18 protein-coding genes and 1 pseudogene are annotated in these 16,534 nt (G+C 45.0%); all 19 read right to left on the bottom strand.

Annotation, left to right across the window (positions count from 1 at the left end):
• Positions 1 to 297 precede the first annotated feature (297 nt).
• Positions 298 to 954, bottom strand: coding sequence for a phosphate signaling complex protein PhoU (gene phoU / locus ACVC7T_RS05915; protein ID WP_105123238.1), 657 nt, complete (start codon positions 952 to 954; stop codon positions 298 to 300).
• Between the two features lie 30 nt (positions 955 to 984).
• Complete coding sequence (pstB, locus tag ACVC7T_RS05910; RefSeq protein ID WP_447262624.1) at positions 985 to 1,743, bottom strand: phosphate ABC transporter ATP-binding protein PstB; 759 nt, start codon at positions 1,741 to 1,743, stop codon at positions 985 to 987.
• Positions 1,744 to 1,755: 12 nt separating this feature from the next.
• A complete protein-coding gene (pstB, locus tag ACVC7T_RS05905) occupies positions 1,756 to 2,559 on the bottom strand; it encodes a phosphate ABC transporter ATP-binding protein PstB (protein ID WP_105110976.1) in 804 nt (267 codons plus the stop codon).
• Between the two features lie 24 nt (positions 2,560 to 2,583).
• Entirely contained in the window at positions 2,584 to 3,471 is an 888-nt protein-coding gene (gene pstA, locus ACVC7T_RS05900; protein WP_105123236.1) for a phosphate ABC transporter permease PstA, read from the bottom strand.
• The gene (gene pstC, locus ACVC7T_RS05895) at positions 3,461 to 4,378 is read right to left on the bottom strand and encodes a phosphate ABC transporter permease subunit PstC (protein ID WP_447262623.1); all 918 of its coding nucleotides are present in this window, start codon (positions 4,376 to 4,378) and stop codon (positions 3,461 to 3,463) included. The genes pstA and pstC overlap by 11 nt, the downstream gene beginning before the upstream one ends.
• Before the next feature lie 2 nt (positions 4,379 to 4,380).
• Positions 4,381 to 5,250, bottom strand: a complete 870-nt coding sequence (locus ACVC7T_RS05890) for a phosphate ABC transporter substrate-binding protein PstS family protein (protein ID WP_447262622.1) — start codon at positions 5,248 to 5,250, stop codon at positions 4,381 to 4,383.
• 136 nt (positions 5,251 to 5,386) lie between these two features.
• Positions 5,387 to 6,688: an RsmF rRNA methyltransferase first C-terminal domain-containing protein gene (locus tag ACVC7T_RS05885; protein ID WP_394731865.1), complete on the bottom strand. Its 1,302-nt coding sequence runs from the start codon at positions 6,686 to 6,688 to the stop codon at positions 5,387 to 5,389.
• Positions 6,685 to 7,446: an inositol monophosphatase family protein gene (locus ACVC7T_RS05880; RefSeq protein ID WP_172062062.1), complete on the bottom strand. Its 762-nt coding sequence runs from the start codon at positions 7,444 to 7,446 to the stop codon at positions 6,685 to 6,687. Before ACVC7T_RS05880 ends, ACVC7T_RS05885 begins: the two co-directional genes overlap by 4 nt.
• Positions 7,436 to 7,714: a UPF0223 family protein gene (locus tag ACVC7T_RS05875; protein ID WP_447262621.1), complete on the bottom strand. Its 279-nt coding sequence runs from the start codon at positions 7,712 to 7,714 to the stop codon at positions 7,436 to 7,438. The genes ACVC7T_RS05880 and ACVC7T_RS05875 overlap by 11 nt, the downstream gene beginning before the upstream one ends.
• A gap of 6 nt (positions 7,715 to 7,720) precedes the next feature.
• The gene (locus ACVC7T_RS05870) at positions 7,721 to 8,122 is read right to left on the bottom strand and encodes a Spx/MgsR family RNA polymerase-binding regulatory protein (protein WP_105110983.1); all 402 of its coding nucleotides are present in this window, start codon (positions 8,120 to 8,122) and stop codon (positions 7,721 to 7,723) included.
• A 79-nt stretch (positions 8,123 to 8,201) separates the two neighbouring features.
• Positions 8,202 to 8,933, bottom strand: a complete 732-nt coding sequence (locus tag ACVC7T_RS05865; protein ID WP_105110984.1) for a potassium channel family protein — start codon at positions 8,931 to 8,933, stop codon at positions 8,202 to 8,204.
• Positions 8,926 to 9,849 carry a bifunctional riboflavin kinase/FAD synthetase gene (locus ACVC7T_RS05860; protein WP_447262620.1) on the bottom strand — a complete coding sequence of 308 codons (924 nt, stop codon included), beginning with the start codon at positions 9,847 to 9,849 and terminating at the stop codon, positions 8,926 to 8,928. Before ACVC7T_RS05860 ends, ACVC7T_RS05865 begins: the two co-directional genes overlap by 8 nt.
• 33 nt (positions 9,850 to 9,882) lie before the next feature.
• Positions 9,883 to 10,758 carry a tRNA pseudouridine(55) synthase TruB gene (truB, locus tag ACVC7T_RS05855; RefSeq protein ID WP_394719006.1) on the bottom strand — a complete coding sequence of 292 codons (876 nt, stop codon included), beginning with the start codon at positions 10,756 to 10,758 and terminating at the stop codon, positions 9,883 to 9,885.
• Between the two features lie 148 nt (positions 10,759 to 10,906).
• A complete protein-coding gene (locus tag ACVC7T_RS05850; protein ID WP_105111005.1) occupies positions 10,907 to 11,935 on the bottom strand; it encodes a YeiH family protein in 1,029 nt (342 codons plus the stop codon).
• A gap of 132 nt (positions 11,936 to 12,067) precedes the next feature.
• A complete protein-coding gene (locus tag ACVC7T_RS05845; protein WP_447262619.1) occupies positions 12,068 to 13,429 on the bottom strand; it encodes a glycoside hydrolase family 32 protein in 1,362 nt (453 codons plus the stop codon).
• A gap of 17 nt (positions 13,430 to 13,446) precedes the next feature.
• A pseudogene (locus tag ACVC7T_RS05840) lies at positions 13,447 to 13,980 on the bottom strand (ABC transporter substrate-binding protein); the annotation flags it as partial.
• A 92-nt stretch (positions 13,981 to 14,072) separates the two neighbouring features.
• Positions 14,073 to 15,065: a LacI family DNA-binding transcriptional regulator gene (locus tag ACVC7T_RS05835; protein ID WP_447262639.1), complete on the bottom strand. Its 993-nt coding sequence runs from the start codon at positions 15,063 to 15,065 to the stop codon at positions 14,073 to 14,075.
• A gap of 372 nt (positions 15,066 to 15,437) precedes the next feature.
• Positions 15,438 to 15,986: a hypothetical protein gene (locus tag ACVC7T_RS05830; RefSeq protein WP_447262618.1), complete on the bottom strand. Its 549-nt coding sequence runs from the start codon at positions 15,984 to 15,986 to the stop codon at positions 15,438 to 15,440.
• 100 nt (positions 15,987 to 16,086) lie between these two features.
• On the bottom strand, positions 16,087 to 16,479 hold the full coding sequence (locus ACVC7T_RS05825) for a VOC family protein (RefSeq protein ID WP_447262617.1): 393 nt from the start codon (positions 16,477 to 16,479) through the stop codon (positions 16,087 to 16,089).
• Positions 16,480 to 16,534 lie beyond the last annotated feature (55 nt).

Below are 16,534 nucleotides of genomic sequence, written 5' to 3'. Positions count from 1 at the left end.
AAAAACGCCGAAGGTAGAACTCTGTCGTTCTCTCGTTTCAAGGAGACAGGCTGAAAACCTCCCCCGGAGCTTTTCACTCACCAAGGCACTTGACGACGGATATTTTTGATTTTCGAAGAGTATTAAAACATTCCAACGAATACCCTTCATTATACCATATTTTAGCGCCAATTCCTACTAAAAGCAGACGATTCCCCTGAGAAGCAGACCCTAACTCTCACCCCAACAATCAAGACACAGAACCCAAGAAAAAAGCCTCTAGACGGATGCTAAAGACTTCAATAGTTTATGCTATTCTTACAATTCTGTGATATCACCTGTGCGGAGATAGACCATCCACTCACAGATATTTTTCGCGTAATCCCCTACACGCTCCAGGTAGGTCAAGACTTGGAAGTAATCACGTCCGGCAATCAAAGCGTCCGGATTTTTCTTGATTTCTTCAGTGGTCAATTCCTGGATTGTCGCGTAGAAATTATTGATGATTTCATCACGAGCTGCCACTTCGTAGGCTATTTCGATTTCTGATGCATTCAAGTAGAGATCCAGAGCCGCTTCTACCAGATTACGGACTTCTTTACCCATCTTCTTGATTTCATCTTCAACAATCTGGATACGAACTTCACCCTTCATGCGGATAGTCGCCTTGGCGATAGAAACAGCATGGTCTCCCATACGCTCCAAGTCGCTGGTTGCTTTCAAGACAGTGATAACACGGCGCAAGTCTGTTGATACAGGCTGTTGCAAGGCAATGATTTCAAGTGACTTTTTCTCAAGTTTGACTTCAAATTCATTGATTTTGCTATCTGCCTCGATGACTTCCTTAGCCAATTCACGGTCATGAGTTGTAAAGGCACGGACTGCATTGTTGATTTGCGCCTGTACTTCGTTCCCCATGGCATAGAATTGATTATGCAATTTTCCTAATTCTTCTTCAAATTGTGCTCTTAACATATATATCTCTTTTCTATATCTAAATGAAGATTAACCGAATTTACCAGTAATATAGTCTTCGGTTTCCTTGCGAGCTGGATTCAAGAACATTTCCTTGGTCTTATTGTACTCAATCAAGTCGCCATCCAAGAAGAAACCAGTACGGTCTGAGATACGGGACGCCTGCTGCATAGAACGGGTAACCAGAACCATGGTGTACTTTTCTTTCAAGCCATAGAGCGTATCTTCGATCTTACCAGCCGAAATCGGGTCAAGGGCCGAGGTAGGCTCATCCATCAAAATAATCTTAGGACTGGTTGCCAATACACGGGCCACACAAACACGTTGCTGCTGACCACCTGACAAACCCAAGGCCGAGTCATGGAGACGATCCTTGACCTCATCCCAGATAGAAGCACCTTTGAGCGAACGTTCTACTGCCTCATCCAAGACGGCCTTATCCTTGATACCATTGATACGAAGACCATAGACAACATTCTCATAAATGGTCATTGGGAATGGGTTGGGTTGCTGAAAGACCATCCCGATTTCCTTGCGCAAGTCAACAGTATCTGTGCGTGGACTATAAATATTCTTGCCGTTGTAATCAATAGCTCCTGTCAAGGTTACTTCTGGGTTCAAATCGCCCATACGGTTGATAGACCGCAAAAGCGTTGATTTACCAGAACCTGAGGGACCAATCAAGGCTGTAATCTCATTTGGGTAGAAATCAATAGAGACGCTGTTCAAAGCCTTTTTCTTATTGTAGTAAACAGACAAATCTTTTACTTGTAAAATAGGTGTTGTCATGGTGTCTCCTTTCTATCCGAAGTGTCCTGAAACGTAGTCGCTGGTTGACTTGAGTTTGGCATTTTGGAAGACGTTTGATGTCTTATCATACTCAATCAAATCACCCAGGTAGAAGAAGGCTGTATAATCGCTGGCCCGGGCTGCTTGTTGCATGTTGTGAGTCACGATGATAATCGTATAATTCTTCTTGAGTTCAAACATGGTTTCTTCCAACTGCATCGTCGCAATTGGGTCCAGGGCTGAAGCTGGCTCATCCATAAGCAAAATCTGTGGTTTTACAGAGATAGCACGCGCGATACAGAGGCGTTGCTGCTGACCACCTGACAAGGTAAAGGCTGACTTGTGCAAATCGTCTTTGACCTGGTCCCAGAGGGCTGCTTGCTTGAGCGAGGTTTCCACGATTTCATCCAAGACTTGCTTGTCCTTGACACCTGCACGCTCATGGGCAAAGGTAATGTTTTTGTAGATGGACTTAGCAAATGGGTTGGGACGTTGGAAAACCATACCGATGTGCTTACGGATTTCGTAAACGTTCATGTTTGACTTGTTAATGTCAATTCCTTCATAGAGGATTTGGCCGGTTACCTTGGCAATATCAATGGTATCATTCATCCGATTGAGACTGCGAAGGTAAGTCGATTTCCCACAACCTGACGGACCAATCAAGGCTGTGATTTTATTTTTCTCGAACTGCATATCAATGCCCTTGATAGCTTCATTTTTACCGTAGTAAACATGTACATCCTTTGTCGAAAGGGCAATTTTTTCTTCTGGGAAGGTAATGATATGGCGTTCATTCCAGTTATATTCTGCCATTTTTTCTCCTTATAAGTCGACTGCTTATGCTGCAGAAGTCATTTTCGCATGAAGTTTCTTACCGATATAACGGGCAGAAAGGTTGAAAATCAAGATAAATACCAAGAGGATGGCTGCAGAACCTGCAGATACTTGTGTCGCATCAGGAATCGTTCCCTCACTGTTGACCTTCCAGATATGAACCGCTAGGGTTTCTGACTGACGGAAAATCGAAATCGGGCTGGTAACGCTGAGCGGGTTCCAGTTGGACCAATCAAGAGCCGGAGCTGATTGACCAGCGGTATAAATCAGAGCTGCTGCTTCACCGAAGATACGACCGGATGCAAGGACAATACCAGTAACAATACCTGGCAAAGCCTCAGGAATGACCACGTGTAGAACAGTTTCCCAGCGTGACAACCCAAGGGCCAAACCGGCCTCACGTTGTGTATGGTGAACGTGGCGCAGGCTATCCTCAACGTTACGGGTCATCTGTGGCAGGTTGAATACAGTCAGGGCCAAGGCACCTGAGATGATAGAGAAACCATATTCAAACTGGACAACGAAAATCAAGTAACCAAACAAACCAACGACTACCGATGGCAGAGAGGACAAGATTTCAATACAGGTACGGATAAAGTTGGTCAACGGACCTTTCTTAGCATATTCCGCTAGGTAGATACCAGCACCAGTTGACAGAGGAACTGAAATCAAAAGCGTTACAACCAAGAGGAAGAAGGAATTGTAGAGTTGGATACCAACACCACCACCTGCTTTATAGGAAGATGATTTGCTGGTCAAGAAATGCCAGTCTACATGAGGCAACCCTCTTAATAGGATAAAGAGGATAAGGGCTGTCAAAATAACGACGATAACTGTAGCGATAGAGTAAAGAATACCAGTCGCCAGTTTATCCATTTTCTTAGCGTGCATAGTTTTTCTTACCCTCTCTCGTAATAAATTTCATAATCATATTGAAGACCAAGCTCATCAAGAGCAAGACAAGGGCCAGTGACCAGAGGACGTTGTTCTGGACCGTTCCCATTACCGTGTTACCGATACCCATGGTCAAGACAGAGGTCAGGGTCGCAGCAGGTGTTGTCAAGGACGTTGGGATAACCGCTGAGTTACCCACCACCATCTGAATAGCCAAGGCCTCACCAAATGCACGGGCCATACCGAAGATAACAGCTGTGAAAATACCTGGTTTAGCTGCGTTCAGAATAACGCGCCAGATAGTCTGCCAACGCGTCGAACCCATGGCCAAACTTGCCTCACGGTAGTGACGAGGAACGGCCTTCAAGCTGTCCACTGTCATAAAGGTTACAGTTGGCAAAATCATGACGAAGAGTACGAATACACCTGACAAGATACCAAAACCTGTCCCGCCAAAGATGGAGCGGACAAAGGGTACCACCACCTGCAAACCGATGAAACCATAAACTACTGATGGAATACCGACTAGCAATTCGATAACTGGCTGGAGAATCTTAGCACCACGTTTTGGTGAAATCTCTGTCATAAAGACTGCTGCTCCGATAGCAATCGGCGTTGCAATCATTGCTGACAGGATGGTAACGATAAAGGAACCAGAAATCATTGGTAGGGCACCAAAAGTTTTGGATGCCGGTTCCCACTTGTCACCGAACAAGAAATCTACAATGCTAATGCCATCCACAAAGAAGGTCGAAAGTCCGCGTTGGGCCACGAAAATCAAAATCATGGCAACGATGAAGACAATCAAGCTCAAGCAAAGGAAGGTCAAAATTTGACCAAATTTCTCTAAACGAGAGTTCCTGGAAGGGGTTGACAATTCTTTTTCAAGTTGTTGATTTTTCATTTCTACTCCTTCTCTGTGACCACGCCATCAGCTGTCTTTTCAACCTTCATGGCATTCATCGAAATATAGCCCATGCTGACAACGATACCTTCTTGGACTTCTTCTGAATACATGTAGTCCAAGAATTCCTTGGTCAAACCTTCAGGCTCGCCCTTAGTGTACATGTGCTCGTAAGCCCAGATTGGCCAGTCGTTGGTCGCTACATTTTCAGCCGTCGGTTCAAACCCGTTCAATTTAATGGTATGAACTGACTCATCTAGATAGGCAAAGGCCAAATAAGAAATCGCTCCTGGCGTTTGGGCTACAATGGACTTAACCATCCCGTTTGAATCCTGTTCCTGACTTTGAATGGCTTTTTCACCTTGCATGATGATGCCGTCAAAGGTCGCACGAGAACCCGAACTTGCTGCACGGTTGATAATGGAAATTGGAAGGTCTTTACCACCTAGCTCCTTCCAGTTGGTAATCTCACCAGTGAAGATTTTACGCAAGTCCTCTGTCGAGATGTCGTCTACTGTCACCTCTTCGTTGACAATGACCGCTAGACCTGCAACTGCTACCTGATGGTCCACCAGCTGGCTGGCATCAATCCCATCTTTCTCCTCAGCAAATACGTCTGAGTTACCAATTTGGACAGCTCCTGACTGAACCTGTGACAAACCAGTACCCGAACCACCACCTTGGACATTGACAGACTTACCGATGTTGACAGAGCCAAATTCATCCGCTGCCGCCTCAACCAGGGGTTGGAGGGCTGTCGACCCTACTGCTGTAATGGATTCTCCACGATCAATCCATGACGAGCAAGCAGAAAGGGCCAAACTAGAAACTAAAAATAAAGCTGCAATACCTAGCTTATGCTTTTTTTTCATGTCGTTTTTTCCTTTACATTTTTCAGTGGAATCTCCTCTATTTTATGTATTTTTTACATAGAATTTACAAGATTTTTCCACCATTCCACTATAACATATAACCGTGCAAGTTGCAAAAATAATCTGCTTGCATCTCTTAAAAACGAAGGCCTTTGGGAAAGCTGTTTTTCAAGGTCCCATTGACAATTTTTGCAAATCCCAGACCATTTCCAACAACCGCTACCTGATACCAACCATTAGGCAAATCCTTGGACACTTCAAGAGGCTGACCAGCCACATAGGCGGTGAAATCATCCAAGCCAATATCCACTCGTTTTTTCACCTCATGGCTGTTCAGGGCAAGACCAAGGGCAAAACTTGGCTCAAAACGTTTCTTCTTGAAAATGCCCAGATGAAGACCATTTCGGGCAATCTTAACCTTGGATAAGTCTGGCAGACCGGCAGGCAAGAGATAGAGATTGTCGCCAAAGACCTGCAGGAGACCGTCCAACTGAACCCGCAACTGCTGTTCCGCAAACTCCTTCCAGAGCTGGCTTTGTTCCCGGTTGAGATTGGACTTGCCAGACTTGACTTTCTTGCTTCTTCCCTGACCGACATAGCGGAACTTGGCCACAAACTGCCCTTCCCCCTTGAAATGGTGCGGATACATACGAGCCGTCTCAGGATAGCCAATGCCCTCCACCATTCCATTTATTTTAGGAATATCCACCAACTCTAGATGAAATTCTTCTACTAACCAGGCTACAATTTCTTCGTTTTCCTCAGGCGACCAGGTGCAGGTTGAATAAATCAGTTGTCCCTGGGGAGCCAGCATCTCTATTGCAGACTCCAAGATTTCTCTCTGTAGAGCCGCACATTGGGCCGGGTAGTCTGCTGACCAGTACTGAATGGCATCCGAATCCTTGCGGAACATACCCTCACCTGAGCAGGGGGCATCCAGAACAATCATATCGAAATAGGAAGGGAAAACCTTTGCCAAACGGTCGGCCGATTCATTGGTCACGATAACATTTCTGGCACCAAACCGTTCAATATTTTCAGCTAAAATCTTGGAACGCTTGGTCGATATTTCGTTACTGACCAAGAGGCCAGTATTATCCAGATAGGAAAGCAGGTGGGTCGACTTGCCTCCTGGGGCTGCCGCCAAGTCCAGGACTTTCATCCCTTTTGCAGGCGCAGCTACTTGACCGACAATCTGAGCGGCCGGTTCCTGGGAATAGACCAGACCTGTCACGTGCTCAGGGGATTTTCCTGAAACTTTGCCATAGTAAGACCAGGGCATGTCCGGAATGGCATCCACAAATTCCATCTGGGCCTCTTTAAGCGGATTGGTACGAAACCCTGAAACAGCTGGCTGGTCAAAACTCTCAAAAAATGCTTGGGCTTCTGGTCCAAGCAATTCACTATATTTATCAATAAAATCTTGTGGTAAATTCATGATGTCAGATACCTTTTTACTTCTTCAACATTGGCGTCGGCCACCAAGAGAACATACTCCCGTCCCTGGTAAAGTGGCTGGTCATTTTCCAAACTCAGGAGACTGAACCCAAGGGCCTGACCAAGTATGGCTGCTGCCGCATAATCCCAGGGGTAAATATAGGAAGCGTAGGCCAGAAGACGACCCTTCAAAACCTGTAAAAAGCCAATCCCAGCACTTCCTACCGATCGCGTCCCCAGGGTTTGCTGGGCCAAATCCCGCAAACCATAGGCATTTTCTGCATAAATCTTGGCATTGAGCCCCAGCAAACTGTAGGCAAAATCCTTCTTCTGGGGAGCAGGCAAGAGTTGGTCATTGAGCTTGACAGGATAGTTAGCACCACCATGCAAAATCTCATCATTCATGAGATCGTAAATGACCGCAAAAATCCCTTTTCCTTCTTCAAAATAAGCCAGCATAATGGCAAAATCCGCCTTCTGCGCGATAAAATTCGTGGTCCCGTCAATAGGGTCGATGACCCAGACATGACCAGTATCAATGCTGGAAACATCGCCACCTTCTTCACCAAAGATATGGTCGTCAGAATAATGCGATAAAATAGCCTGACTGAGACGCTCCTGGATAGCCATATCCACATGGGTTACCAAGTCCTGGGGATTAGTCTTTGCAGTGATTTCCAACTGGTCGTCCAGATGTTCCAGGAGAAAGTCCCCGGCTTCCTTGACAATCGTCAGGGCAAACTGGTATTTAGCGTCCAAGTCTGACCACCCCCTTCTGCCTTTCTTTGGCAGCCTTGACTACACGGTAGCTAGAGTAGCCAGAAACATCCTCAAAATCACGGTCAATTTGCTTTTCTTGGGCCTTACTGGGAACCACTTCCTTGAAGGCACGGTAGGCTGTCAAAACCTGTCCTGCATCAGCTCCCTTTTCATAGGCCAGCTCCACCTGATTCAAAAAAGAAAGCACGGAGGAAATCTCCTCTGTGCTCCACGAAAAATCAAGTGGATATGAATAATTTTTGTTCATATCAATTTATCCTATTTCTGCTCGCAATGTAGCATTTTTTAATTCTTGTTTACGGTATTTTCTAGGAAGGAAGGCACGGATTTCATCTTCGTTAAACCCAATCTGCATCCGCTTTTCATCCAAGATAATGGGACGACGCAAGAGACTCGGATAGGTTTCTATCAATTCAATCAATTGACCAATGGACAGGTCATCGACATCCACATTCAACTTTTGAAAAACCTTAGAACGTGTCGAAATGAGGTCGTCCGTTCCATTTTCTGTCAAGGCTAAAATTTGCTTAAGCTCGACAGCAGTCAGCGGACTGGTCATAATATTGTGCTCAATAAAAGGGACTTCATGATTGGTCAACCATGTACGCGCCTTGCGACAACTAGTACAGCTCGGCGATAAAAACAAGGTAATCATCTGTTTCAGCTCCCTTCTACATTCCTAATCACTTATATTATATCGTAACTTTAGAACGTTTTCAAGGCTATTCCTGGATTTATTCCTCTTTCTTAATCAAAATGTCGATTTTTTTCTCCAGCTCCTGAATCTTCAGACCTTGTTCCTCGATTTTGGCAAGGAGAATATCCATCTTGGTCTCGCGCTCATTGTCGGTAAAAAAGCGGGTAATGGTCGAAGTCACCATACCGAAGGTGCAGATGCCAATCAACATCAGGAGGATGGCCATAATTTTTGAAATAGTATCCGTAGGAACAATATCCCCGTAACCAACCGTTGTCATGGTTACAATAGACCACCAGAGGGCATCAAAGAAGGACTTCTTCTCGATGATAGACAGGACCCCACTGGCCACTAGGACAGCTGATACATTGAGCATCAGAACCTTGGACAGGCTATTGGTGTGGAGGAGCTTATTGAGCGTGTCCCAGAAACGATTGGACAGAGCAAAAATGCGGGCAACCTTGACCAGGCGAAAAAGCCGCGCCAGCCGACCAATCTGCAGGAAACGAAAGACCGAATCGAAAGGAATAATGGCAATCAATTCCAAGATATGGTCCTGTATGTATTGCAGATTATCTTCTGCATAATAAAGCTGAACGAAATAGTCCACTACAAAAATGAACCATAGGCACCAATCCAAGGTCTGAAAGCCAGAATTATACACAAGGCTGGTATCCAGTAGTTCCAAGACAATCAAAAGAACGTAGGCCAGGGCCAGATAGGTCATGACCTTTTCATAAATAGGGTGTTGGACCCATTTTTTAATCATGCTGCCCCCAGTTGAGTGAATAGGCTTCATCACTCTTCATCTGCTCCATCAGAGCCTCAATGCCATCAAACTTAATCATGTCACGGATTTTTTCCAACCAGAAAATAGTCATGCTTTCTCCGTAGATAAAGTCTTCAAAGTCAAAAATATGGGCCTCAATCCGCAGTTCAGTCCCATCAAAGGTGACATTTTTCCCTACGCTGGTCATGGCTCGGTAACGTCGGCCACCGACCTCTACATCTGCTACATAAACACCGTCCGACGGTAGATGAACTCTGTCGTAAGGAGCCAAATTAGCGGTAGGATAGCCAATGGTTCGACCTCTAGCATCCCCGTGAACAACTAGGCCTTGAGTCGTAAAGGTGTGACCCAACAATTGATTAGCCAGGGTGACATTCCCTTCTTTAATAGCTTGGCGAATGCGGGTGGAAGAAATTTTTTCACCGCCCATGGTCACTGCCTCCACAACCTCAACCCGACCATCAAACAGTTCTGCCAAAGTCGTAACATCTGCTCTGCAATTGCCAAAATGATAGTCGAAACCTGCCACCAAGACCTGAGCCTTGAGCCCCTTGATATAGCGTTCTACAAATTGCTCCGGCTGATTGCTGGCAAATTCACTGGTAAAGGGCGTCAAAAATAGCCGGTCTACACCATGGTCTGCCAAGAGCTGGTAGCGTTGCTCCGGGCTGGTCAAATGAAGGAGTAAGTCCAGCGAAAAGCGGGCAAAAGCCAGCTTGGGTGACTCAGGAAAGGTCAAAACCGTCACGGTCAACCCCTCTTGATCCGCAATTTTTCTGGCCCGCTGCAAGAGTGCCTGGTGGCCCAGGTGAATCCCATCAAAATAACCCAAAACCAGCACCGTAGGCTCCTGCTGGTTCAAATCCCTGTAATCATTTATCTCTATAATTTCCATAACAGTTTATTTTATCATATTTTTGGACGAAATCTAGGCAAAAACCTTGCTTGGTTTGTAGAGGTCGTCTCGTTTTTCAAAAACAGCAATCAACTTATCCTCATATAAGCCAGCTACTCGGTCTGCACTGGCATCCAATTGGAGAAAACGGCCAAAGCCAGCATCTGCCACCTGCTCTTCATTCAAGGTCACAATCGGCAGATCACCAATGCCTTGCTCAATGGGGCGAAGGAAGGAGAAATCATCTCTAGCAACCAAGACCGCTATTTCCTCCAAGGTCAGGGCGTCATCCAGGCACATGCCTGCTGAACCAGTCCGCTCCAATTTGGACATGTGGCTGGCATAACCTAGCTTGGCACCCAGGTCCACAGACAGGGTCCGAACATAGGTTCCCTTGCCGCATTTGACACGGAACGTAAATCTGGCACAGCCGTCTGACAGCTGAATAGGGCTAGTGCGTTCAAAGCTGTAAATGTCCACCTGGCGTTGGGGACGCTCTACCTGCTCTCCTGCTCGTGCATATTCATAGAGTTTACGGCCATTGATCTTGACAGCTGAGTACATAGGCGGAATCTGGGTAATCCGACCGACAAAGCTAGCCATAGCCTCATCCACTGCCTGCTCTGCTATTTCCAAAACAGGCGTCGTCTCCAAAGTTTCCCCGGACGCATCTTCTGTCGTAGTCGAGTAGCCAATGGTAATCTCGCCCTCGTAGACCTTGCCCTCCTCCTGCATGAACTCAATCATGCGAGTAGCCTTGCCAACCGCAATGGGCAGAACACCTGTCACATCTGGGTCCAGGGTCCCGCCATGGCCAATTTTCTTTTCCTGTAGGATCTTGCGGAGCTTGAAAACCGCATCATGACTGGTCATGCCAGCCTCTTTTTTTAAATTGATAATTCCTGAAATCATAGATTTAATTATACCATAAAAGGACCGCTCTTGTGAGCAAGTCCTCGCTTACTTTCTAAGAAGCTGTATTTACAAGTAAATGTCATTTAGAAAATTTCCTTAGTTAAAGGTGTTGAACTGTAAATACAGGTTTATAAATTCCTGACTAGCCAATCATCCCTAGCAGATACTGCAAGAGGAGGGAGATGCAGGTAATGCTAATCCAGCAGCTGGCCCCTAGCAGAATGGCTCTTCCACCTGTCCTGAGCAGATGAAGCAGGTCTGTCTTGAGTCCAATCGCTGCCATGGCCATGGTGATGAAGAACTTAGACAAATCCTTGATGGGCGCAAAAATTGCTTGAGAATAGCCCAGACCAGTCCAAATCGTCGTAAAAAGACTGGCCCCAAGGAAAAAGAGGATAAAGGTCGGAAAGACCGTTTTGAGCGAGAAATCTGACTGGCTGGACCGAGCTTTTTTGGCTTGCAGAATGGCCAGAACAAGAGTAATCGGTATGATGGCCAGAGTTCGTGTCAATTTGACTGTTACACCTGTATCTAGGGTCTGACTTCCCAGCTGGTAAAGATTATCCCAGGTGCTTGCTGCCGCTGTGACAGAGGAGGTATCATTGATGGCAGTTCCTACAAACAAGCCAAATTCTTGACCCGATTGGGTGGAAAATCCCAGGATTTGTCCTAAACTGGGAAATAGCAGTGCTGCCAAGAGATTAAAGAAAAAAATCACCGAGATGGCTTGGGCAACCTCTTCATCCTTGGCCTTGATAACAGGCGCTGTCGCTGCAATGGCAGAACCCCCACAAATCGAAGAACCAACTCCGACCAGGATTGCAATCGGCGCTTCAATCGCAAAATACTTGTGCCCAAGATAGGCCACTAGCAGGGCTGTTGAAATTGTCGCAAGGATAATAGGCAAGGACTGCTTGCCAGTCTCCCAGATGACACCCAGATTGAGACCAAACCCTAGTAGAATAACCGCATATTGCAATATTTTTTTAGATGTAAAGGCCAATCCAGCATCCAAAACATAGCTATCCTTGATAAAAAATGCTAAGACCAGTCCTATTATCAAGGCAAAGACTGCTCCACCAACCAGCGGAAATTGACTTCCCAGCCACTGACTGGCCAAGGCAATAATGGCACAAACACCGATACCAGCTGCTTTTCTCCTAAATTCCATCCTAACCTCCCCCAAAGGAAACTTTTCAAACATTATACTCTTTTTCTGTAAAAAATGCCTGGAAGGGATGATAAACACCTCAGGCCCATTAGAAAAGACCCGCACAAGCAGGTCTTGAATTTTAGGGGGCAGTTAATCTAGAGCGGTAACTTGGTAGTCACCCTCAATATAGAAAGTCGATGTCAAGGTTTCTTGACCGTCGTTGACAAGGATTTCCACACAGTTGGTGTCAACCAAGACCAACAAGTCTGTTGCTTGGACAGTAACTGCTCGGCGAACCGTTGGCCACTCTTCTTCCCCAGTTTGCTGGATTTTGAGGTGACTACGGTCAATATAGACTTCTTGACTTTCCTTATCGTAACCAAATTGTAGGTAATCTTGGTCGCTTCCAAGTTTTAGTTCCAAACTGTCTTCCAGTCTAAGAGAGAGCTTGCTTGGACCTTGGATACTTTGTCCAATTTCAATATCGCTGAAGGCTTCCAAGACACTTGTTGGCAGAACTTGGCGCAATCCGTTTTCAGTCTTCTTGAGAATGCGTGGAAGGGTCATCTGACCGTACCACTTGTGGCCTAGGTCATTGGTCACCAATTTGCGACCCCAGGTATGCATCCAGGCTACCATGATACGTTCACCTTCAGAACCTTCGGTAGTCTGAGCTGCGTAGAAGTCATGTCCGTGGTCAATTTCCTTAAAGGAATCTGCCACAAAGACCTTCTTATCCCAGTCCACATGACCTGTCACAAAGATGTTGGAGTTGATATTGATAAAGTCATTTCCGTCTTTTTGGTAACGCATTGGAGAGATAATCAGGTACTCTTGACCGTCCACTTCAAAGTAGTCAGGACATTCCCATACAAAGCCTTGGTGGGCCTCACCTTTCAAGAAGATAGACTCAAATTTCCAATCGGTCAGGTTGGGAGAGCTTAGTAAGACGATACAGCCGACATTGTCCTTGTGCTTGGTTGCGACAACAGAGTAGTAGTGACCATCTTTCTCAAAAATCTTCGGATCGCGGAAGTCATTGGCAATGACTTCTTCTGGCAGTCCATCTGCTGTTGCGACTGGATTCTGCTCGATTTTTTCAAAGTGAATACCGTCAGTCGAGAAGGCCATGTTCTGAACTTGGCTAACTGTCCCGTCTTCATTGACGATGTGACCTGTGTACATGAGCCAGAGGACATCATCTTTGACAATAGCAGAGCCCGAGAAACAGCCGTCTTTATCGTAGGCTTTATCAGGAGCTAGGGCAACTGGAAGTTGTTCCCAGTTGACCAAGTCCTTACTTTTTGCATGACCCCAGTGCATCGGTCCCCAAACACTTTCGTAAGGGTTGAATTGGTAGAACAAATGGTATTCTCCACGGAAGTAGATAAATCCATTGGGGTCGTTCATCCAGCCTGTTTCTGGTATTAAATGGGCTTGCGGTTTGAAAAGCGGATTGACATTTCCTTTTTCTGTCTGAATAAATTGATTGGCTTTATCAACTGTTTTCACAGGCAGCCTCCTTTTGATTACTGATTTTCTTTATACTGATCGTAGTATTTTTGCTTGATAGCTAACCAGTCAGAAAGACCATAGCTTTCCAATTCTTTCAAGTAGCTATCCCACTCTTCTTCGATACCACCGTTTACAATCCATTCTGCACGTTTACGGTAGATGAAGTCGTTCATATCTGCTTCAACTTGGGCAATCTTGTCCAAATCCTCTTGTTCCATGAAGACACGAGGATAGATATCATCGTTGGTTACATAGTCAAGATAGGTTTCGTGCATCAAGTCCAAACGCCATTTCGCATCGTCTGGCATAGTTGTCACAGTTCCGTAGTATTCATCAAGAATAGCAAGCGGTCCACCAACTTCTGTCTTCTGACGCAATTCACCTGGAGCTGTACCGTTCAACGGCAAGTGTTTCAAGCTATCTGTCGCTGCATCGTATTCGAAGATGTTTTGTTGGGTTTCATCACCATAGGTACCCCAGTTGTTTTGAACAAACTGGATTAGTTTGTATTGGGCATCAATCCATTTAACAGTCAATTCCAAGTTTTTTTGAAACGTTTCATTTTTCTTGTAAAAATAAAACCAACTATTTATTGATGATTTTATTCTAACATTGTAACCGTTTTCTGTCAACTGCTTTTTTAAAAATTTTTTGTCGTTTTACCTTCAATATAGGAAATTGGCAGGGTGATTTGTTGGGGTTGTCCTTTTTTATCAATGATTTCAATCAAACAAGCCACTGCTTCTTGAGCCATTCTTTCTAACGGCTGACGAATGGTCGATAGGAACATCGGACGTTCTCGTGCGATTTGGATACCATCATAGCCAATGACTTGGACATCTTCTGGAATTCGTTTACCCAGTTTCTCCAAAACTTCTACCGTTTCCAAGGCTACAAAATCATTGATAGTGAAAATGGCGTCAACCTGTGGATTGTTAACCAAAAATTCTTCGACTTGGCCACCAAAATCATCATAAGGCTCTTCCAAGTCCAAGACCTGACAAGGAAAACCTGCTTCTAAAATCCGCTTTTCAAAATATAAGCGGCGCTTCTTGGTTTCATTGATGGTTTTATTGTGCCCACCGATGAAGGCAAAATGGCTACCACCTTTTTCAATCAAGATGTCTGCTGCTAGCTCCGCACCAGCTTGGTTGTCCGAGCTGACACAGGCAATGGCCTTGTTTTCATAGGTGCGGTCGATACTGACAAAGGGGATATTGGACGATAGATAATCGTCAATCGGGCTATAGGTGATGGCGATAATGCCGTCCACCTTATTTTGTTGCAGCATAGTCAGATAATCCAGTTCCCTTTTTGGACCAGAAATATTGCAAAGGAGCAATTTGTAATTTTTCTTACTCAGCTCCACTTCGACATGATAGGCAAATTCTCCAAAAAAGGGATGCCAAACAGTCGGAATAATCAAGGCAATGGTTTCGGTCTTGTTCTTCTTCATACCACGGGCATAGACATCCGGAATGTAATTCAATTCCTGAATGGCTGTCTGAACTTTTTCAAGGGTGCTTTCCTTGATACCAGACTCCTTGTTGATAACTCTTGATACAGTCCCAACGCTTACACCAGCAACCCGCGCAACATCTTTCATGGTGATTGATTTTTGTTCTTCCACAATCGGCTCCTTTCCAAAAGATTTTTTGAAACGTTTCAACATTTATTACTAGGATATCATTGACAGCGTTTTCTGTCAAGAAAAAAATAAAATAGACCAGCTGAGCCAGTCCATTGAGCTGACAAAGTCTAATTATTTCTTTTTCTTTCTTTTCCAATAATCAAATAAATCCAACAAACAATAAGGAATAAGATAAACAAAATAAGCTAGAAAGAACCATCTTGAATCAAGATTGCTAAAATACAAAACAAACAAAACTAGAAGAGATAATACTAAATAGAAATTCTTATTTTTAAATAGTTTGCTCATTGTTATTTACCCCTAAAGTCCGTGAAATGTTTATAGCCTTTTGTTTTAAATAGAGCCGTCCATTCCTTACGATTTATACATCCTCTTCATCGGGTGCTTGGCAATGACTTCTGGGTGATTGTCCAGTGCTGCCTGGCCTTTTTCGGTCAAGGCGTAGCCACGAACCTTGAAGTAAGGTGCCAATTGTTCCTCCGTCAAATGGTCTTTGAGGGCTTGATCAACTTCTGACGCCTTCATTTTCGACAAACCGGTCACACCTTCCGCCTTGAGAATATTTTTCTTGGCCGTTGAAGTAATGTGATCCAGCGACTCAAATGCTGTTTCGACGCGGGCATAGCCATCCGCAATCAGTTGTTCCATATGGGCAGGACCGTCAATCCCATAGCTGTACTCAAAATACTTGGAATAGGGCGTCGTCGTTTCAAAAGAACCTAGACTAATGCGCCAGAGCAAGATAATATCGCCCGGCAAAATTCCCTCTTCCAGACGGACCATATTGCGCTTGGGAACCGGCTTGGGTTCTAGCAACCATTGACCCAAATCGCGTTCATGAGAAATATAAGGTTTGACCTCATGGTCTTTATACATTTCCTCAATGCGTTTCTCAAATGACATGTTCTCTTCCTCACCAAACTTAAACTTCTACTCAATTATAGCCTATTTATGGGCATAGAACAAGAAGAAGAACTGCAGACTGTTAGGCACCAACCATAATCTACCAGCAGATACCAAATTGGTCCTCAAGGTTGGCATAGGCAGGAGCCCAGGGTGTTTCCTGGTATTCAGCAATAATCTTCCGTGCATCCCGGCTCAATTTCTCGTAAATACGTCTAGCATTATCCGCCGTATCCACCACAATAGAGGCCGAAACATTGTAGCCCTGTCGGTATTCAAAGGCAGGATTTTCATCCGAAATCATCAGTCGATGCTCTCCGACCACTAATTCAGCGCTCAAAAGCAAATGTTCGTGCTCCTTGGGACAAGGATGGACAAAGTCTGCCCATTTCTTCAGATTACAGACCTCATCCTGCAGGGCATCTTGGTAAAACTGGACCGCTTCCACCCCATTTCCATTCGTTACTAGATTGATTTCTAGCGCTTGTATCATTTTAACATCCTCACATTGATAAATAAGCATTCTGCAACTTCTTCATTATACAAAA

The organism is Streptococcus sp. P25B114 (genome assembly GCF_053010325.1).
The sequence above is the reverse complement of the archived record's forward strand: the minus strand, read 5'-3'. Positions and strand labels throughout refer to the sequence as shown.